The 17,494-nt window shown below is 65.0% G+C and carries 19 protein-coding genes; 8 read left to right on the forward strand and 11 right to left on the reverse strand.

The features are described from left to right. Positions 1 to 87 precede the first annotated feature (87 nt). The 4 genes from AC4FS3_RS10990 (at position 88) to AC4FS3_RS11005 (ending at position 5,530) form a co-directional block, all read left to right on the forward strand. Positions 88 to 1,608, forward strand: a complete 1,521-nt coding sequence (locus tag AC4FS3_RS10990; RefSeq protein WP_491020593.1) for a hypothetical protein — start codon at positions 88 to 90, stop codon at positions 1,606 to 1,608. A gap of 64 nt (positions 1,609 to 1,672) precedes the next feature. Beyond that, positions 1,673 to 3,286 (forward strand): DUF2125 domain-containing protein, encoded by a 1,614-nt coding sequence (locus AC4FS3_RS10995; protein ID WP_491020594.1) that lies wholly within the window; start codon positions 1,673 to 1,675, stop codon positions 3,284 to 3,286. A 95-nt stretch (positions 3,287 to 3,381) separates the two neighbouring features. Next, complete coding sequence (locus AC4FS3_RS11000; protein ID WP_491020595.1) at positions 3,382 to 4,728, forward strand: TldD/PmbA family protein; 1,347 nt, start codon at positions 3,382 to 3,384, stop codon at positions 4,726 to 4,728. Beyond that, complete coding sequence (locus tag AC4FS3_RS11005; protein WP_491020596.1) at positions 4,715 to 5,530, forward strand: 3'(2'),5'-bisphosphate nucleotidase CysQ; 816 nt, start codon at positions 4,715 to 4,717, stop codon at positions 5,528 to 5,530. Before AC4FS3_RS11000 ends, AC4FS3_RS11005 begins: the two co-directional genes overlap by 14 nt. An 8-nt stretch (positions 5,531 to 5,538) precedes the next feature. Here AC4FS3_RS11005 and AC4FS3_RS11010 read toward each other — a convergent pair whose 3' ends face one another. The 3 genes from AC4FS3_RS11010 to AC4FS3_RS11020 are packed head-to-tail and all read right to left on the reverse strand — an operon-like array spanning position 5,539 to position 7,140. Then, positions 5,539 to 5,976, reverse strand: a complete 438-nt coding sequence (locus tag AC4FS3_RS11010; protein WP_491020597.1) for an NUDIX domain-containing protein — start codon at positions 5,974 to 5,976, stop codon at positions 5,539 to 5,541. 7 nt (positions 5,977 to 5,983) lie between these two features. After that, positions 5,984 to 6,262: an NfeD family protein gene (locus tag AC4FS3_RS11015; RefSeq protein WP_491020598.1), complete on the reverse strand. Its 279-nt coding sequence runs from the start codon at positions 6,260 to 6,262 to the stop codon at positions 5,984 to 5,986. Further along, on the reverse strand, positions 6,262 to 7,140 hold the full coding sequence (locus AC4FS3_RS11020; RefSeq protein WP_198839236.1) for an SPFH domain-containing protein: 879 nt from the start codon (positions 7,138 to 7,140) through the stop codon (positions 6,262 to 6,264). The genes AC4FS3_RS11015 and AC4FS3_RS11020 overlap by 1 nt, the downstream gene beginning before the upstream one ends. Before the next feature lie 216 nt (positions 7,141 to 7,356). Between AC4FS3_RS11020 and AC4FS3_RS11025 the strand changes: the two genes are divergently transcribed. The 3 genes from AC4FS3_RS11025 to lpxK are packed head-to-tail and all read left to right on the forward strand — an operon-like array spanning position 7,357 to position 9,800. Then, positions 7,357 to 7,596, forward strand: a complete 240-nt coding sequence (locus AC4FS3_RS11025; RefSeq protein WP_092899785.1) for a DUF4170 domain-containing protein — start codon at positions 7,357 to 7,359, stop codon at positions 7,594 to 7,596. 3 nt (positions 7,597 to 7,599) lie between these two features. Further along, the gene (locus AC4FS3_RS11030) at positions 7,600 to 8,805 is read left to right on the forward strand and encodes a 3-deoxy-D-manno-octulosonic acid transferase (RefSeq protein WP_491020599.1); all 1,206 of its coding nucleotides are present in this window, start codon (positions 7,600 to 7,602) and stop codon (positions 8,803 to 8,805) included. Beyond that, on the forward strand, positions 8,805 to 9,800 hold the full coding sequence (gene lpxK / locus AC4FS3_RS11035; RefSeq protein WP_491020600.1) for a tetraacyldisaccharide 4'-kinase: 996 nt from the start codon (positions 8,805 to 8,807) through the stop codon (positions 9,798 to 9,800). The genes AC4FS3_RS11030 and lpxK overlap by 1 nt, the downstream gene beginning before the upstream one ends. Before the next feature lie 85 nt (positions 9,801 to 9,885). Here lpxK and dxs read toward each other — a convergent pair whose 3' ends face one another. The 6 genes from dxs to AC4FS3_RS11065 form a co-directional block, all read right to left on the reverse strand. Next, positions 9,886 to 11,793 (reverse strand): 1-deoxy-D-xylulose-5-phosphate synthase, encoded by a 1,908-nt coding sequence (dxs, locus tag AC4FS3_RS11040; RefSeq protein ID WP_491020601.1) that lies wholly within the window; start codon positions 11,791 to 11,793, stop codon positions 9,886 to 9,888. A 35-nt stretch (positions 11,794 to 11,828) separates the two neighbouring features. Further along, positions 11,829 to 12,698, reverse strand: a complete 870-nt coding sequence (locus AC4FS3_RS11045) for a polyprenyl synthetase family protein (RefSeq protein WP_491020602.1) — start codon at positions 12,696 to 12,698, stop codon at positions 11,829 to 11,831. Beyond that, complete coding sequence (locus tag AC4FS3_RS11050) at positions 12,695 to 12,934, reverse strand: exodeoxyribonuclease VII small subunit (RefSeq protein ID WP_491020603.1); 240 nt, start codon at positions 12,932 to 12,934, stop codon at positions 12,695 to 12,697. The genes AC4FS3_RS11045 and AC4FS3_RS11050 overlap by 4 nt, the downstream gene beginning before the upstream one ends. After that, entirely contained in the window at positions 12,931 to 13,845 is a 915-nt protein-coding gene (locus tag AC4FS3_RS11055) for a histone deacetylase family protein (protein ID WP_491020604.1), read from the reverse strand. Before AC4FS3_RS11055 ends, AC4FS3_RS11050 begins: the two co-directional genes overlap by 4 nt. Positions 13,846 to 13,912: 67 nt before the next feature. Then, positions 13,913 to 14,626 (reverse strand): response regulator, encoded by a 714-nt coding sequence (locus AC4FS3_RS11060; RefSeq protein WP_198837759.1) that lies wholly within the window; start codon positions 14,624 to 14,626, stop codon positions 13,913 to 13,915. A 24-nt stretch (positions 14,627 to 14,650) separates the two neighbouring features. After that, positions 14,651 to 15,178 carry a MarR family winged helix-turn-helix transcriptional regulator gene (locus tag AC4FS3_RS11065; protein WP_491020605.1) on the reverse strand — a complete coding sequence of 176 codons (528 nt, stop codon included), beginning with the start codon at positions 15,176 to 15,178 and terminating at the stop codon, positions 14,651 to 14,653. Positions 15,179 to 15,322: 144 nt separating this feature from the next. On the opposite strand from AC4FS3_RS11065, the gene AC4FS3_RS11070 reads away from it, so the two are divergent. Continuing rightward, a complete protein-coding gene (locus tag AC4FS3_RS11070) occupies positions 15,323 to 16,189 on the forward strand; it encodes a branched-chain amino acid aminotransferase (RefSeq protein WP_198837760.1) in 867 nt (288 codons plus the stop codon). 223 nt (positions 16,190 to 16,412) lie between these two features. Here the strand turns inward: AC4FS3_RS11070 and AC4FS3_RS11075 are convergent, their stop codons facing one another. Both AC4FS3_RS11075 and AC4FS3_RS11080 read right to left on the reverse strand, forming a co-directional pair. Beyond that, complete coding sequence (locus AC4FS3_RS11075) at positions 16,413 to 16,853, reverse strand: glyoxalase superfamily protein (protein WP_491020606.1); 441 nt, start codon at positions 16,851 to 16,853, stop codon at positions 16,413 to 16,415. 212 nt (positions 16,854 to 17,065) lie between these two features. After that, a complete protein-coding gene (locus AC4FS3_RS11080) occupies positions 17,066 to 17,494 on the reverse strand; it encodes an organic hydroperoxide resistance protein (RefSeq protein WP_491020607.1) in 429 nt (142 codons plus the stop codon).

Raw genomic sequence — 17,494 nt, forward strand, 5'->3', positions numbered from 1 at the left:
TCGCAGTCAAGCTATGTCAACCTCCACTTGACGCGCCCCGGGCCAGGACCGACGATATGGCAGTGATTTTCCACATCGGGGTTGAGGATGAAGCGCTGGACTATTTCTGCGGCAACTGTGCTGGCGCTTGTTCTTCCGTCTCAGGCGGCCTGGGCGCTGACCCCCGAAGAGGTCTGGGACAGCTGGAAAGCCAGCGTCGCGGTGGGGGGCGGGTCTGTCACCGCCACCTCTGAGGCCCGTGAGGGCGATGCGCTGGTGATCACCGGCCTCGAGACCCGCGCGGGCGATCCCGGGGGGCTTGCACATGTACAGATGCAGGCTGACCGGCTGACCCTGACCGGGCGCAGTGACGGCACCGTTGCGGTGACCATGTCAGATGTGATCCGCGTTGAATATATGGTGAAAGACAGCGCGGCAGACGGCCCGGTTCTTACGGCCGAGATCCGCCAGACCGGGGCCGAAACGATCGCGTCGGGCACGGTGGATGCGATCACCTATGATTATACCATCGCCGGGTTCGAGGCGAAGCTGACCGAATTGCGCGATGAAGCCGTCAATCTGCACGATGTTCAGGCGCTGCTGACTGGTGAACAGATGTCCGGCACCTATCAGCTGGTGCAACAGACCGGCGGGGCGGCCAGGGTCAGGTCTGAAATGGTTCTGGGGCCGATGGTGCTGACCGTCTCGGGGAAAGAGGCGGAAGAGGGCACTGCCGGGTTCACAGGCACAGCCACCCTTGCAAGCCTGAAATCAACCTTCAGCGGTGCCTTGCTGCCTGCCGATAAGCTGGTCGATATCAGGACGGCTTTGTCCGGGGGGCTGGCCTTTGACAGCAGGATTGAATTCGGAGCGCTGACGGCGCAGTTCGACGATACCCCTGAAGGCAAAGGAAGCTTTACCGCAAAACTCGAGGGCGGCGATCTGGGCGTGCTTTTCGATGCGGCGCGCTTTGATTACGGGTTTTCGCTGTTGGGCGGCGATGTCCGGATGGAGGCACCCTCCTTTGATATGACGGGTCTGGGCGGGGCTTTTGCCGAGGTGACGCTGCGGATGGGGATGCCGCTTGCGCATGACGGGCTGTCCCGCGATTTCAGCTTTCTGACCCGTCTCGTCGATGTGACGGTCTCGGATAACGTCTGGGGTTTCGCGGATCCCACCTCGCAACTGTCGCGCGACCCGGCGACGCTGATCGTGGACCTGACCGGCAAGGGGGCCTGGTTGCAGGATATCTTCGCGCCGGACCTGACGGCGGATCCTTCCGCCAGCGTGTCGCCGGCCCGCATCGACCAGATCGACCTGAAACAGGGGCTGGCAAAGCTGCTTGGCGCGCAGCTTGACGCCGCGGGCGCGCTGAGCTTCGACAATACCGATACCACGACCTTCCAGGGCTTTCCGGCACCCGATGGCAGGATCACGGTCAATCTGGCGGGCGTGTCAGCGCTTCTCGACAAGCTGGTGGCCCTGGGGATTGTCAGCGCCAATGACCTGACGGGCATCCGCATGGGGATGGCCATGTTCACCCGCCCGGGCGCGGGCCCCGATCAGCTGACGACTGAAATCGAGTTCCGCAACAAGGGCCTCTTCGTCAACGGCCAGCAGCTTTTGTAACCCGTTCCGCCGCCCGGGGGCCCGTCCTCCGGAACACTCTCTTCGTCTTTTGGAATCTCCTGACATGTCCTCTTTGTTGCGCAACTCTGCCGCCCTTGCCGGTTCCCTGGTCGTGATGACCGCCCTTCCGCCGGCGGCCTGGGCCCAGGGCGTGACCGCTCAGGAGTTGTGGGCGGCCTGGCAGGATGGTGTCGCTCTGGCGGGCGGCACGCTCAGCGCCAGCGAAAGCCGCGAGGGCAACCAGCTCGTGCTCCAGGATCTTCGGCTCGATATGGGCGATGAGGCGGGGATGTTGCAGCTTGAGGTGATGAAGCTGGTCAACCAGGCCGATGGGTCGGTGGCGGTGATCCTTCCCGACCGCTTCCCGCTGATGTTCGAGCTGCCCGACGCGCCTGCCGATGCGCCCGGGGCGGACTCCGGGCCAGAGAACGGGCCAGAGAAGGTGTTCATCACCGTCGATGCACCGGATCTGAACCTTGCGGTGCAGGGGCTGGGCGAACGCGCAGAATTCCAGGCGGCGGCACCGACGATGACGCTGACACTTGACCGGTTCGTGCCGGCGATCCCGCCCGAAAAAGGCGCGGTGACCGCCAGTGTCGTGCTGGACAGCTTTGTCCTGCGCTATCTGCAGGATCTTGCGACGGATGTGCCGCTGATTGATGCGGCGGTATCTTTTGACACGCTGAATGCCCGGGTTGCGGTCGGCAAAAACGCCTCGGGCAGTGCTGAGATGGCGGCCCGGCTGGGGAAATCCTCGGCGGGCTTTTCCGGCGCAATGCCGGTCAATTCGCCAGCGCTCCAGGAGGCTGAGGCGGCGATGGCGGGCGGGGATTTCCCGGTCGCGGCCTGGCTCGCGCTGCTTGATGCCGGGATGCGCGGCAAGGTCAGCCTTTCGCTGGGGGATGCGGAATTCACCGGTGACGTAACGGAAATCACCGCCGGAACCGCGACCACGCCGACGACCTGGGATATCGGCTTTGCCACGCTGGATCTCGCGCTTGGGGTTGATGCGACGAAGATCGGCTATTCCACGGTGCTGAAGGGGACGCAGTTCCTGCTGACCGGCGATATTCCCGATTTCCCGGCGGACAGCATGAGCTACGGGATCGGCGAATACCGGATCGGTCTCGAGGCAGGGCTGAACGGCCTGACCAAACCCCAGGACTGGTCGGCGGCCTATGTGATGCGTGACATCACCATGTCGGATGAGATGTGGCATCTGATCAGCAATGGCACCGAGCTGCCGCATGAGCCGCTGACCCTCGCGCTGGATCTGGGCGGCCGTTACGGGGTGCAGCCAGCGATGCTGAAACCCGGCTGGACGCCGGTCGATGCGGGTCAGCCCTTTACCGAGTTCAGCTTTAAGATCAACGAGATGAAACTCGCGGGCCTTGGGGTTCTCTCGACCGGCCAGGGCGGGCTGGGCTTTGATTTCTCGGATCTGGTGACTTTTGACGGATTGCCGCTGCCTTCGGGCCGTGTCTCGATCCTGACCACAGGCGCTTATGGGCTGATCGACCTGATGGCGAAGGCCGGTCAGATCAGCGCCGAAGATGTCCAGGGCGCACGGGCAGCACTTATGATGGTGGGGCGCGCCGGTGAAGCGCCGGATACGCTGAATACCGAGGTCGAGTTTCGCGAGAAGGGCCTGTTCCTCAACGGGATCAAAATCCGCTGAAACCGCCGGAGTTTGCCCTGCCGCCGCGCCGGGGCCAGCCCTTGCGCCAGGGGGCGGGGCAGACTACCTCTGCCTTGCCCCACAAAGGATAACGCATGTCTGCGCCCGATCTTGCCGAACTGACCCATGATCTTCTGAAAGCCGCCCGCGCCGCCGGGGCCGACCAGGCCGATGCGCTTGCGGTGCGCGGCACGGCGCTTTCGGTCGATATCCGTCAGGGCCAGCTGGAACAGGCCGAACGCGCCGAAGGCACCGATATCGGGCTTCGGGTGCTGATCGGCCAGCGCCAGGCCTGCGTGTCGGCCTCTGATATTTCCGCAGTGACGATTGCAGCGCTGGCGGAACGCGCCGTTGCGATGGCACGCGAGGCGCCAGAGGATGCGGCGATCGGTCTGGCTGACCCCGCCGATCTGGCGCAGCTGCGCGAGTCCTCGTGGCTGGAGCTGGAGGATGGCGGTGCCGACCCGGATGCGGCGGCGCTGGAAGTGGCGGCGCGCGGGCTCGAAGCGGCAGCGCTCGAGGCCGACGGCATCACCCAGGCCGAAGCCTCGGCCACCTTTTCGCGCCGCGCCCTGCATCTTGCGCAGTCGAACGGCTTTGCCGGTGGCTACGGGCGCAGCGGTCACAGCCGGTCGGTCGTGGCCTTTTGCGGCTCTGGCACCGCGATGGAACGGGATTACGCCGGTGAAGCGCGGCCCTGGGCCACTGATCTGCCCGATGGCGCCGGGATCGGCAGGCTCGCGGCAGAACGGGCGCTGCAACGGCTCGGCGCGGTCAAACCGCCGACGGGCACTTTTCCGGTTCTGTATGACGAGCGGATCGCCTCTTCGCTGATCGGACATCTGCTGGGCGCGATCAATGGCGAGGCAGTGGCGCGCGGCGCCTCCTGGGCGCGCGATCTGCTGGATCAGCCGGTGCTGCCGGCGGGGGTCAGCCTGCGCGAAGACCCGCTGCGCAAACGCGGATCATCCTCGCGGATTTTTGACGCCGAAGGGCTGGCGACCTCGGCAAAGGATTTCGTGGCGGATGGGGTGCTGACAAGCTGGGTGCTCGACCTCGCCACTGCACGGCGGCTGAAACTGCGCCCGACCGCCAATGCGATGCGCGGGCCTTCGGCGCCCCCCTCGCCGGGCACGACCAATCTGGAGCTGACGCCGGGCACCGCCAGCCGCGACGATCTGATCGCGCAGATGGGGACGGGGCTGCTGGTCACCTCGCTGATCGGCTCGACCATCAACCCGACCACGGGCGATTACTCGCGCGGGGCGTCGGGCTGGTGGGTCGAGAAGGGCCGCCTCTCGCATCCGGTCCATGAATGCACCATCGCGGGCAATCTGCGCGACATGCTGCGGCGGATCGTCCAGGCCAATGATGCGCGCCCGCATCTGGCGATCCGGGTGCCTTCGATCCTGATCGACGGAATGACCATTGCCGGTGCGTGATCCGGTGCGTGATCTGGGGCCTGCTCGGGATGCCGAAGATCTCGATCTGCTGGAGCGCGCCGCCCGGGCGGCGGGGCCGATTGCGCTGATCTACTGGCGGCGCGCGCCCGAAGCCTGGGAAAAGCCCGATAATGCCGGCCCGGTTTCCGAGGCTGATCTCGCGGTTGACCGCAGCCTGCGCGAGACGCTGATGGCGGCGCGACCCTCTTACGGCTGGCTCTCTGAGGAAACCCCGGATGACCTCGAAAGGCTGGGGCATGAGGATGTCTTTATCGTTGACCCGATTGACGGCACCCGTGCCTTTCTCGCCGGAGAAAAGGAATTCGCGCTGTCGCTGGCGCTTGTACGGAGCGGGATCGTCGTGGCGGGGGTGGTGCATCTGCCGGCCCGCGATCTGACCTATAGCGCGCGGCTTGGCGGGCCGGCTTTGTGCAATGGCCGCGAGATCCGGGCGTCTTCGCGCAAGGATCTCACCGGGGCCAGCGTGATGACCAACCGCGTCAATCTTGACCCGGAGCAATGGCCGGGCGGCATCCCGGATGTGAATCGGGTGTTCCGCTCGTCACTGGCCTACCGGCTCTGCCTGGCGGCCGAGGGGCGGGCGGATGCCATGCTGACGCTGCGCCAGACCTGGGAATGGGATGCGGCGGCGGGAAGCCTGATCGCGGCGGCGGCGGGCTGCAGGGTTACCGACCGCCACGGTGCGGATCTGGTGTTCAACCGCAGGGTGCCGCAAAGCGATGGCGTTGTCGCAGCACCACCTGCCTTGCATCATGGCTTCATGCGCGGGCTTGGCGTCTGACGGCTCTGCTAAGGCCTTATGCCAAACAGCGGCGCGACATGGCGCAGCCGCGCGCATAGTGCCGGGATGGCGCGGGGGTGGCTGAGATAGTCGGTGAGCCGCATCATCTCCCAGCACTGGCCTTCGCTGCCGAAGCGGATCGCGGCGATTTCCGTTGTGGTGATCACTGCTGCGAAAAAGACCCCCGGCAGTGCGCCGCCGGTCATGGGCGGAAATTCAGCCCGGTGCAGCAGTCGCGTGGCGGGGAGGGTAAGGCCGAATTCCTCCCAAAGCTCGCGCAGCAGACAGGCCTCGGCGGTCTCCTCGCCTTCGCGCCCGCCGCCGGGCAGATCCCAGTGGCCCGGCCAGGGCAGATGCGGAAAGTCGTCGCGCAGATAAGTCAAAAGCCGCGCTTCACCACCGTTCAGGTGGAAAAACGCGGCTTTGGCGCCGTTGAACCCGGCCATGACCGGCTTACGGATTGTCGTTGATGTCGCGGTCCCAGGTCTTCACCTGGCCATCGCGGGTGCCCAGCAGCCGGCGGATCATCAGCCAGGAAATCAGCGACAGCACCGCAAAGATCGCAAGGAGCATCGGCAGCCCTGCGGGGATCCCAACCAGCACGACCAGCCCGGTCAGCGCCGCGCCGACCGCGAAGCCTACGAAAATATAGCCCGGCACGATCACTTCGACCATGCCGAGCGCCAGGCCCAGCACGATCCAGCTCCACCAGGTGCTCCAGATCTGATCCATCACCTGGCCTTAAGCATGTTGAACGCATTCCCGAAGGCCTCAAGCGCCTGAGCGGGGATCAGGATGGTCTGCTTGCCCTGGCCTTTGGCCACGGCTTCCAGCGCCTCGACCTGTTTCAGCGCCACCTGATACTGCGCCGCAGAGATGCCATTCTCGGCGATGGCGGCGGCGATCACAGAGGTCGCGAAGGCCTCTGCCTCGGCGGTGACGCGCTTGGCTTTCGCCTGCTGTTCCGCCTGGTAAAGCTCGGCATCGGCCTGCAACTCGACCGCGCGTTTCTTGCCCTCGGCCTCGGTCACCTGGGCACGGCGCGCGCGTTCCGCGTTCAGCTGTTGCAACATCGCCGAGCGCGTCGCGTCATCGAGATTGACATCAAGGATCTCGGCCCGGGTCACTTCGACGCCCCAGTCATCGACCATGGCGGCAACCTGCTCGCGCACCCGCTCGATCAGCTGGCTGCGGTTCGATTGCACCTGGTCCAGTTCCAGCTTGCCGATTTCAGAACGCACGATGCCGGCGACGGTGGTGGCGATGGCGCCGTCGATATCGCGAATCCGGTAGACGGTCTTTTCCGGCTCGGTCACGCGGTAGAAGACCGAGGTTTCCACCTTGACCAGCACGTTATCGGCGGTGATGGCGTCCTGGCTGGCGGTGGGCAACTGACGCTCCAGCACCGAAACGCGATGGGCGATGCGGTCCAGGAAGGGCACAACGAAATTGATCCCCGGCCCCAATACGGATTTCAGCCGGCCAAAGCGTTCGACCACATGTTTTTCCGATTGCGGAACGATGCGGACGCCCAGAAAAATGCAGAGGATGACAAAGACGGCAATCGCCACCAGGACGGCGTTTGTGCCTGAAATATTACTAAGATCCATCATTAATTCTCCTGGAACGGCCCGATTACGGGCATTTGCGCGCATTGTGATCGGCGAAGGCGTTCATATCAAGGTAAGAGTTTCCTCAGGACCGCCCGCCGTCTTTTCCCCGCAGTCGTGGCACTGTAGACTGCGCCCGGCATCCGGCCGGTGACTGCGGTCCGGCGCTGCTGAAGGACCGCCCCGCTGACGGGCCCGCTGACGGGAAGGAATACCATGGCGCAGAGACTTCATCTGGTGTTTGGCGGCGAGCTGGTCTCGCCGGACTCGACCCAGTTCCGCGATGCGGACAAGATCCATATTGTCGGCATGTTCCCCGATTATGACAGCGCCTATGTCGCCTGGAAGGCCGAGGCGCAGCGCACGGTCGATGATGCCCATACCCGATATTTCATCGCGCATCTTCATCGTCTGCGGGACGAAGAGCTGACCGCGCCGGCGGCTCAGGCCGGCTGACCCATGGCGACCGCGCCGTCGAGAGGCTGGTGGCCGGCAACGGGTCGCCGGAGACACAGCCATGCAGAGCGTCCGGCCCGCCCGCTGGGCGGGCTGATCTGGCTGCATGTGCCGGGCCAGGCATCGCTTTCGGCTATGCGCGAGCTGGCGCGGCGGCTGATCGAAGAAGATGGCGTCGCCGTGCTGATGACCGGCGAAAGCGGCGGCCCGCGGGCGAAGGGTGTGATCTTTGACCAGGCCCCGGAAGACGCTGCGCAGACGGTGCGCGACTTTCTCGACCATTGGCGCCCCGATGCGGTTGTGTTTTCCGAAGGCGAGATCCGGCCGGCGCTTTTGCATGAATGTGCCGAGCGGCAGCTGATGCTGATCATGGCGGATGCCAGCGATCCCTGGTTTCTGCGCGGGCATGAAAGCTGGATCCCGGGCGCGATGCGGCGCTCGGTTTCGGCCTTGTCCCAGGTCTATGCGATTGACCAGGCGGCGATGCGGGCCTGGCGGCGCGCCGGCATCCCGCCTGCGCGGGTGGTCAGCGCGGGCCGGATGGAGGAAAGCTCGCTTGCGCTTCCCTGCCTCGAGGCAGAGCGGGAATATCTGGCGACCGCGATGATGACGCGGCCGGTCTGGTTCGGCGCGCGGGTGCCGCGCTCTGAGGAGGGCGCGGTGCTGGCGGCACAGCAATATGCGATGCAGCTGGCGCACCGCCTGTTGCTGATCGTTATGCCGGAAGATCCCGCACGGGCCGCGCCGCTGGCGCGGGAACTTGCAGAACAGGGCTGGGTCACCGCCTCGCGCAGTGACGAAGAAGAGCCCGAGACCGAGACCGCGATCTATATCGTGAATGATGCCGCCGAGCTTGGTCTGTGGTACAGGCTGGCGCCGGTCAGCTATCTGGGCGGCGGCCTGTCGGGCACCGGGCTTTTGACCAGCCCGCTGGAACCGGCGGCGCTTGGCTCGGCGATCCTGCACGGGCCGCGACCGGGGGGGTTTGGTCCGCAGATCGGGCGGCTTGGTGCGGCGCGGGCAGCGCGCGCGGTGGCCTCGATCCGCGATCTGAGCGAGGCGCTTGGCGATCTTCTGGCGCCCGACCGCACCGCGCGTCTGGCGCAGGCCGCCTGGGGCGTGGTCTCGGACGGGGCCGAGGTGACCGAGGCCGTGCTCGCCGATCTGCGCAAGGCGCTGGCGGCGGCGAAAGCGCAGGGGCGGATCTGATGCGCGCACCGGGGTTCTGGGACAACCCGCCGGACGCGCCGGGACTGAAGGCGCGGCTCCTGCAGCCTTTGGGCGGAATTTATGCGGCGGCAACCGCGCGGCGGCTGCGGCAGGCGGGCGGATACCGCGCGCCGGTGCCGGTGATTTGCGTCGGCAATCTGAACGCGGGCGGCGTCGGCAAGACCCCGACCGTCATGGCCCTGATCGCGCATCTGACTGCGCGGGGGCATCAGGTCCAGGTGGTCACCCGCGGCTATGGCGGATCAGCCAATGGCCCCTTGCGGGTCGATGTGACCCGGCATGCCGCCGATCTGACCGGTGACGAGCCGCTGCTGATCGCGCCTTTCGCGCCGGTCTGGGTGGCGAAGGACCGCGCCGAAGGGGTGAAGGCTGCGGTCGCAGATGGTGCCGGAGTGATCTTGCTCGACGACGGGCATCAGAACCCTGCGGTGGTGAAGGATCTGTCACTGGTGGTGGTGGATGCGGGCCAGGGCTTTGGCAATGGGCTCTGCATCCCGGCGGGGCCATTGCGCGAGCCGGTGGCGGCGGGTCTGGCGCGGGCAGATGCGGTGCTTGCGATCGGTGACACGGCGGCCCAGACGCGGCTCAATCTGATCTGGGGGCGGGCCCTGGGTGGCATCCCAAGGCTGTCGGGCCGGCTCGTGCCGCTGCAGATGGGGATGGACTGGCGGCAGGAGCGGGTGCTCGCCTTTGCGGGCATCGGCAATCCGGAGAAATTCTTCGCGACGCTCAGGGCCGAAGGGGCCGAGCTGGTCAGGGCCGAGGCGCTGGATGATCACCAGAAGCTCTCGCCCGCGCTGATCGCGCGGCTGGAGGCCGAGGCGATGCTGCTCGGCGCACAGCTGGTCACGACCGAGAAGGATGCGGCGCGGCTGCCCCCGGCCTTCCGCCTGAAAGTCCTGACACTGGTGGTGCGGCTGGAGATCGACGACTGGACGCCGTTTGACGGGTTGCTGAAACCCCTGGGCCTGTGACCCGAAATCTTTAAAGATTTCGGCAAAATTCCTCTGCAGGAATTTGTCCGTTTCCTTGAAAGGAAACGGGTGCAGGGCGCGAGGCTCAGGCCCGGTTTCTGGCGCTGGCAATGCCCAGCACATCGAGCACTTTCGCCTCGATCCGCGCGGCATCCATACCGGCGATGCGGTACATTGCCTCGGGGCTGGCCTGGTCGATGAAAATATCCGGCAGCACCATCGAACGGTATTTCAGCCCCCCGTCGAACACGCCCTCATCTGCCAGCAGCTGCGCCACATGGCTGCCGAAACCGCCTACCGCGCCTTCTTCGACCGTGATCAGCGCTTCATGGTTGCGGGTCAGCCGCAGGATCAGATCGCGGTCCAGCGGCTTGGCAAAGCGCGCATCCACCACGGTTGGCGCGAGGCCGCGCGCGCTCAGCGCTTCGGCGGCTTTCAGCACCTCGGCAAGCCGGGTCCCGAAGGAAAGGATCGCCACCCGGTTGCCCTCTTGCAGCAGCCGGGCGCGGCCGATCTCGAGCATCTCGCCCCGCGCCGGCATTTCGACGCCCATGCCCTCGCCCCGCGGATAGCGAAAGGCGATCGGGCTCTCATCCCAGGCCGCGGCCGTGGCCACCATATGTTTCAGCTCTGCCTCATCCGCCGCCGCCATGACCACCATGCCCGGCAGGTTGGCCAAAAACGCAACGTCGAAAGATCCTGCATGGGTCGCGCCATCGGCGCCGACCAGCCCCGCGCGGTCGATGGCAAAGCGCACCGGCAGCCGCTGGATCGCGACATCATGCACCACCTGGTCATAGCCGCGTTGCAGGAAGGTCGAATAGATCGCGCAGAAAGGCTTCATCCCCCCCGCCGCCAGCCCGGCGGCGAATGTGACCGCATGTTGCTCGGCGATCCCCACATCGAACAGCCGGCGCGGGAAGCGCGCCCCGAACAGATCCAGCCCCGTCCCGTCCGGCATCGCCGCCGTCACGCCGACGATCTTTTCGTCGCGCTCGGCCTCCTGGATCAGGCTTTCGGCGAAGACTTTCGTATAGGAGGGCGCGTTGGAGGGCGTCTTTTTCTGCTCGCCGGTCACCAGATCGAATTTCGCCCGAGCATGGCCCCGATCCGGCGCATTCTCAGCCGGGCCGTAGCCTTTGCCCTTTTTCGTCAGCACATGCAGCAGGACCGGCCCATGCGAGCGCGCCTTCAGCGTTCTGAGGACGGGCAGCAGCTGATCGAGGTCATGGCCGTCAATCGGCCCGACATAGGTAAAGCCAAGCGCCTCAAACAGCGTGCCCCCCACCGCCATGCCCTTGAGCATTTCTTTCGCGCGTTTCGCGCCTTCCTGCAGCGGGCCCGGGAGCAGCGAGACAAAGCCCTTTGCAACCTCTTTCAGATCCTGCATCGGGGCTTCGGCGTAAAGCTTGCTGAGATAGGCCGAGAGCGCACCGACCGGCGGCGCGATCGACATCTCATTGTCGTTCAGCACCACGAAAAGCCGCTTTTTCAGCGCGCCTGCATTGTTCATCGCCTCGAAGGCCATGCCTGCCGACATCGAGCCATCGCCAATGACCGCAATCGCATCTCCGGCATCACCGCCGAGATCCGCCGCCATCGCAAAGCCAAGCGCCGCCGAGATCGAGGTCGAGCTATGCGCCGCGCCGAACGGATCATAGGGGCTTTCCGAGCGTTTGGTGAATCCCGACAGCCCGCCCTCCGTCCGGAGCGTGCGGATCCGGTCGCGCCGCCCGGTCAGGATCTTATGCGGGTAGCATTGATGGCCGACATCCCAGATCAGCTTGTCCTTCGGCGTGTCGAACACGGCGTGCAGTGCCACGGTCAGCTCGACCACGCCAAGCCCCGCGCCCAGATGGCCGCCGGTCACCGAGACCGCTGCAACCGTCTCGGCCCGTACCTCATCGGCCAGCTGGCGCAATTCGGTATCAGTAAGCGCCTTCATATCTGACGGGAAATGCACCCGGTCGAGGATGGTGGAGGATGCTGCCATGGGGAGGCTCCTGGGAAGCGGCGCGGCCTGTGGGGTCAGGCCTGTCTTGATATGGTGAAACGGGCGGCGGCGACAAGATTTTCGGCCCGCGCCCCATAGGGGGAAAGCGCGGCTTCGGCCTCGCGGATCAGCCCGGAGGCGCGGTCACGGGCCGGTTCAAGCCCCAGAAGCGAGACGAAAGTGGCCTTGCCGCGCCCCTCATCCTTGCCGGTGCGCTTGCCGGTGATGCCGGCATCGCCCGTGACATCAAGGACATCGTCATGGATCTGGAACGCAAGGCCAAGCGCCGCCGCATAGGCCCGCAAAGGCGCCGGGTCTTCGCCGGCAATCAGCGCCCCGGCACTGGCCGAAAAACCGATCAGTGCGCCGGTCTTGCCTGCCTGGAGCGCGGTGATCTCTGCCAGCGACAGCGTGCGACCGGCGGTCTCGGCAGCAATATCCAGCGCCTGACCCAGTACCATCCCCTCGGCGCCCGAGGCCTTTGCAAGGGCCTGAACCAGCGCAATTCGCCGCTCTGCTGCTCCGATCACCGGATCGGTCAGCGCCTCAAATGCGAGGGTCTGCAGGGCATCACCGGCCAGGATCGCGGTGGCCTCATCCCATTTCACATGTACGGTCGGCAGGCCGCGCCGCAGATCATCATCATCCATCGCCGGCAGATCGTCATGGACCAGACTATAGGCATGCAGGGCCTCGACCGCGGCTGCGACGGGCAGCGCAGCTTTCGGGTCGACCCCGAAAAGCCGTGCCGATTCCAGCACCAGAAAACCGCGCAACCCCTTGCCGCCCTTCAGTGCGTAACGCATCGCTGCGATCACCGGCAGTTCGGCGCGCCCGGCCAGCATATCACGCAGCCAGAGCTGCACCTGGCTGGCATCGGCCTTCAGCAGTTCGGGAAAGCTCACAGCCCCTCCGCCGGAGCGGTGCTGGTGGCGCGACCTTCCTGGACGCGGATCATTTCGACGCGCGCCTCGGCCTCGGCGAGTTTCGCGGCACAGTGCTTTTTCAGGCTGTCGCCGAATTCATAAAGGCTGATCGACTGTTCCAGCGCGACATCGCCGCGCTCCAGCTGGCCGACAACAGATTCCAGCGCCGCCATCGCTTCTTCAAAACTCATTTCCGCAACGGGTTTCTGGCTCATCGGGGGGTCCTGCTCAGCTCGCTCACATGCGCGCGGACAGTATCTTCCAGCGCGCCCGGATCATAGCCCCCTTCGAGGCAGGATACGACCCCTGCACCGCAGCCCGCTGCGAGATCGGCAATTGCGCGCGTCAGCCGGGCGAAATCCGCCGTTGTCCAGCCGAGGCCCCCCAGCGGATCGTCGATATGCGCGTCAAACCCGGCGCTGAGCAGGATCAGCTCTGGTTGCCAGGCCCGGAGCCGCTCCAGCTCCGGCGCCCAGGCCGCCCACATCGCCCGCCCGTCCGATCCGGGGTTAAGCGGCAGATTGGTGATCTGCCGATGCGCGCCGCGCTCATCCGCATATCCCGTGCCGGGAAAAAGCGGCATCTGCTGCGAAGAGACAAAGCGCACCCGCGCCTCATCCCATAACAGATCCTGCGTCCCGTTGCCGTGATGCACGTCGAAATCCAGCACCGCGACGCGGGTCAGCCGGTGATGATCCAGCGCCCGCTTCGCCGCAATCGCCACAGTGCCGAAAAGGCAGAACCCCATCGCAACCGCTTCTTCCGCATGATGGCCCGGAGGGCGCGCCGCCACAAAAGCCGCCCGTGCCTCGCCGCCAAGTACCGCATCCACCGCTGCACAGGCGCCACCCACGGCACGAAGCCCGGCCTCCCATGACCCCGGAGAGAGCCAGGTATCGCCATCAATCGCTCTGAGGCCAGTTGCAGGCAGGGCCTTCTTCACCCTTGCGACATAATCCGCCGGGTGACAGCGCAAAAGCTCCGCCTCAGCCACCAAAGGCGCAGGCCGCTCCTCCACCCTAAGCCCGGCAAGGCCCCGCGCGACAGCGGCCATCCGCTCCGGCCGCTCCGGGTGCCCCTCGGGCACCAGATGCCGCGCGAAAGCACCATCTGAGAAAACCAGCATCAATGCTCCTTCCTCCTGACTTAAATACTCCGGGGGGGCGGGGGCAGGCCCCCCGCGTTCGGCCACCTCAGTCGGGGGCCAGCATATAGCCCTCGCCCCGTACCGTCTGCAAATAGCGCGGCACCTTGGGATCATCCTCGATCTTGCGCCTGAGCCGGGTGATCTGCACATCGACCGCCCGTTCCTGCGCCTCTTCCTCGCGGCCCATGTCGAGGACCAGCCGCTCGCGCGAGATCGCCTCATTCGCGCTTGCCGCAAAGAGCCGCATCAAAGCGGCCTCAGTCGCGGTCAGCCGCACCAGCTCGGGCCCGCGCCACAATTCGCCCCGGTCCATATCATAGCGCACCTGGCCCATATGCAGCATCTTTGGCGGCTGATCGGCCTCGCTCACCTGCGGCACCCGGCGCAGGATCGCGGCCACCCGCAACAAAAGCTCCTTCGGCTCGAAGGGCTTGGCGAGGTAATCATCCGCCCCCGCCTCCAGCCCCTCGATGCGGTTCGCCGTCTCGCCCCGCGCGGTCAGCAAAAGGATCGGCACCGAGGTCTTTTTGCGCAGATCGCGGGTCAGCGCGATGCCATCCTCATCCGGCATCATCACATCAAGGATCAGCATGTCGAATTCCAGCCCGGCCAGCAGCCGCCGCGCCTGGGCTGCATCCTTTGCCACAGTGACCATATAGCCGCTGCGCACGAGGAATTTCTGCAACAGAACCCGGATCCGCTCGTCATCATCGACCACGAGAAGATGAATATCCGCCAGATGCTGCGCGGTACCAGTCATGCGTCGCTCTCCCTTTGCAACGCCTCAGGCGCCATCTCTCAGACGGTTGTAATAGTCGCGCAGGCCCGGGTCCATCATTGCCTCAAGCACCTGCCGGAAGCCCTGTACTGCCACCGGCCCCGCCGCGCGGTACGCTGCCCGCATCCGCGCACGTTGCGCATCCGACAGGCTTTTCTCCATTGCCTCGCCCTTTTCGGTCAGGAAAAGATGCCGCTCGCGCCCGTCGCGGCGGCCCTTTTCGCTGCGGACATGGCCGTCATCGATCAGGCTGCGCAGCACCCGGTTCAGGCTTTGCTTGGTCACGCCAAGGATCCCCAGCAGGTTCGACACCGTTGTCCCCGGGCTGCGATGGATGAAATGCACCGCCCGGTGATGGGCACGGCCATAATCCATCGTCTCGAGGATCCGGTCCGGATCGGCGGTAAAGCCGCGATAGGCGAAGAACATCGCCTCGATCCCTTTGCGCAGCTGCTCATCGGTCAGGAAGAGCAGGTTCTCGCCGCCGCCACCCGGAGCGGTGTGAGAGAGTTGAGACCCAGAAAATTGAGACATGGTCAGCCTCCTATTTAGGTCCAACTTACGTCAGCCTTGTTGACTTTCCAAGTCATGAAGCGTAGCGAGTCGACAGGTTGGCGCAAGATAATGCAATTGCAGCATGGGTGTCGCGCAACTTTCGTAAAAATGGAGGGCCGGGATATGGCGGCATATGACGATCGTGATGGCTGGATCTGGATGGACGGAAAGCTCGTCCCCTGGCGTGAGGCGAATGTCCACGTCCTGACCCATGCGCTCCATTACGCATCCTCGGTTTTCGAGGGCGAGCGTTGCTATAATGGCAAGATTTTCAAAGGTGTCGAGCATTCGATGCGGCTGCGCAAATCGGCGGAACTCCTCGATATGGAGATCCCGTATTCGGTCCAGGAGATCGAGGCCGCCAAATACGAAATGCTTAAGGCGAATGGCTGGACCGATGCCTATGTGCGCGCGATTGCCTTCCGGGGCGCGGGCGATGAGATGGGTGTCTCGGCCGTCGGCAACCCGGTGCGTCTGGTGATCGCGGGCTGGGAATGGGGCGCCTATTACGGCGACGCCAAGATGAAGGGCGCGAAGCTCGACATTTCGAAATGGCGCCGCCCGGATCCGGCGACGATCCCCTCCGCCGCCAAGGCTGCAGGTCTTTACATGATCTGCACCATGTCGAAACACGCAGCCCAGGCCAAGGGCTGCTCGGACGCGCTGATGATGGATTACCGCGGCTATGTCGCCGAGGCGACCGGCGCGAATATCTTCTTCGTCAAAGATGGCGAAGTGCATACGCCGCTGCCCGATTGCTTCCTGAATGGCATCACCCGCCAGACGGTGATCGGTCTGCTGAAGGAAAAGGGCCTCACCGTGCATGAGCGCCATATCATGCCAACCGAGCTTGCCGATTTCGAACAATGCTGGCTGACCGGCACCGCCGCCGAGGTCACCCCGGTCGGTGAGATTGGCGGCTTTAAATTCGAAGTCGGCGCTATCGCCCGCGACATCGCGGAAACCTATGAGCGCCACGTCCGCGCGTAATCTGCGGCATCATGGAATCAATAACGGCGGAGCATTTGCTCCGCCGTTATTGTTTGGTCAGCCGCAGCATACCCTTTCCCTCGCGTTCGGGACCGCTTTGCGCCGAAAGGTCAGCGTTTCACCGGGGGATTTCAGACATAGAGGCACGCATTGGGGCGACAGCATCTCAGGGCGCGTGAAGCTGCCGCCCCGAGCTGCGTTCTGCAATCCGAGGCTGTCGAAGTTATGGCATGCTCAGGACCAGATGCGGCGTTCCGTCCGAGGTGCGGTCAAATGATCGCCCCGAGGCATCGACCACTTTGCGGATCCGGCTGCGGAAATTCGAGAAACTGTCGAATGTCACCACATCGACTGCCTGATCCAGCTGCAATTCGACCTCATAGCGGCCCTCGGACAGCGCCGTGACCCCGATCACCTCGGCGAGGAAGTCCTGACCCAGATAGCGCCCGGCAGTGATGTCTCCCAGTCGCACCGGCGGCTGTGGCCGGTTGCCGGCCCTTGCATGAAGCGTGTTCCAGTCGTGAAAGCCATGGGCCTTTGCCACCAGTTCCAGCGCGGCGGAATGGCTGATCTCCTGACCCTGGCGGGCCAGTTCACTGCGCAGGGCTTTCGCCTGCGTCTTTGCCTCTTCGAGGCCTGGTATTGCAGAAACTCTGTGTTCCATCTGCCTTGGCATCCTTATTCAGAGCGCCGGGAGATCTGGGATGGAGCCTGCATTGCCATCGAACCCGGCCTGAAACAGAAGCGGCGGATCGGTCTTTCCGGTTTCACCGTGGCGAAAAGCCTGCAGGCGGCAGGGACCGGAACCCTGCCGCCCAGATAGGTGCAGATGCTGTCATCGTCAAGCCGGATCCGGCCCGATCCGTTCCGACCGGCTCAGGCCAGAACGGTTTCGACCTCGATATTGCCCCGGGTCGCGTTGGAATAGGGGCAGATGAAATGCCCGCGCTCGACGATCTTTTCGGCCACGTCGCGCTCCACCCCTGGCAGGCTGACCGTCAGCGTCACCTTCAGGCCAAATCCCCCGTCCGAACGCGGTCCAATCCCGACCTCTGCCTTCACGGTTGCCGTATCCGGCACCGTGCCCAGCTTTTCGGACCCGGCTGCAAAGCGCATCGCACCCAGATAGCAGGCGGCATAGCCGGTGGCGAACAGCTCTTCGGGATTATGCCCGAGACCCGATCCGCCCAGTTCTTTCGGGCTGGCCATGGTCACGGTGAGCTGGCCATTGTCGAGCCCGGCCACCCCGTTGCGGCCACCGCCCGTGGCTTTGGCCGAAGTCTTATATTTCACGTCGACAGACAT

This window comes from Pseudogemmobacter sp. TB195, assembly GCF_058313095.1.

What these genes read in the sequence shown, in the direction of transcription:
- AC4FS3_RS11010 (WP_491020597.1), bottom strand. Translation starts at nt 5,976, where the DNA reads ATGGCCGGGTTCAACGGCGCCAAAGCCGCGTTTTTCCACCTGAACGGT.
- AC4FS3_RS11000 (WP_491020595.1), top strand. Translation starts at nt 3,382, where the DNA reads ATGTCTGCGCCCGATCTTGCCGAACTGACCCATGATCTTCTGAAAGCC.
- AC4FS3_RS10995 (WP_491020594.1), top strand. Translation starts at nt 1,673, where the DNA reads ATGTCCTCTTTGTTGCGCAACTCTGCCGCCCTTGCCGGTTCCCTGGTC.
- AC4FS3_RS11055 (WP_491020604.1), bottom strand. Translation starts at nt 13,845, where the DNA reads ATGCTGGTTTTCTCAGATGGTGCTTTCGCGCGGCATCTGGTGCCCGAG.
- AC4FS3_RS11075 (WP_491020606.1), bottom strand. Translation starts at nt 16,853, where the DNA reads ATGGAACACAGAGTTTCTGCAATACCAGGCCTCGAAGAGGCAAAGACG.
- AC4FS3_RS11080 (WP_491020607.1), bottom strand. Translation starts at nt 17,494, where the DNA reads ATGTCTGTCGACGTGAAATATAAGACTTCGGCCAAAGCCACGGGCGGT.
- AC4FS3_RS11015 (WP_491020598.1), bottom strand. Translation starts at nt 6,262, where the DNA reads ATGGATCAGATCTGGAGCACCTGGTGGAGCTGGATCGTGCTGGGCCTG.
- lpxK (WP_491020600.1), top strand. Translation starts at nt 8,805, where the DNA reads ATGCGCGCACCGGGGTTCTGGGACAACCCGCCGGACGCGCCGGGACTG.
- AC4FS3_RS11060 (WP_198837759.1), bottom strand. Translation starts at nt 14,626, where the DNA reads ATGACTGGTACCGCGCAGCATCTGGCGGATATTCATCTTCTCGTGGTC.
- AC4FS3_RS11020 (WP_198839236.1), bottom strand. Translation starts at nt 7,140, where the DNA reads ATGGATCTTAGTAATATTTCAGGCACAAACGCCGTCCTGGTGGCGATT.
- dxs (WP_491020601.1), bottom strand. Translation starts at nt 11,793, where the DNA reads ATGGCAGCATCCTCCACCATCCTCGACCGGGTGCATTTCCCGTCAGAT.
- AC4FS3_RS11065 (WP_491020605.1), bottom strand. Translation starts at nt 15,178, where the DNA reads ATGTCTCAATTTTCTGGGTCTCAACTCTCTCACACCGCTCCGGGTGGC.
- AC4FS3_RS10990 (WP_491020593.1), top strand. Translation starts at nt 88, where the DNA reads ATGAAGCGCTGGACTATTTCTGCGGCAACTGTGCTGGCGCTTGTTCTT.
- AC4FS3_RS11030 (WP_491020599.1), top strand. Translation starts at nt 7,600, where the DNA reads ATGGCGACCGCGCCGTCGAGAGGCTGGTGGCCGGCAACGGGTCGCCGG.
- AC4FS3_RS11070 (WP_198837760.1), top strand. Translation starts at nt 15,323, where the DNA reads ATGGCGGCATATGACGATCGTGATGGCTGGATCTGGATGGACGGAAAG.
- AC4FS3_RS11025 (WP_092899785.1), top strand. Translation starts at nt 7,357, where the DNA reads ATGGCGCAGAGACTTCATCTGGTGTTTGGCGGCGAGCTGGTCTCGCCG.
- AC4FS3_RS11050 (WP_491020603.1), bottom strand. Translation starts at nt 12,934, where the DNA reads ATGAGCCAGAAACCCGTTGCGGAAATGAGTTTTGAAGAAGCGATGGCG.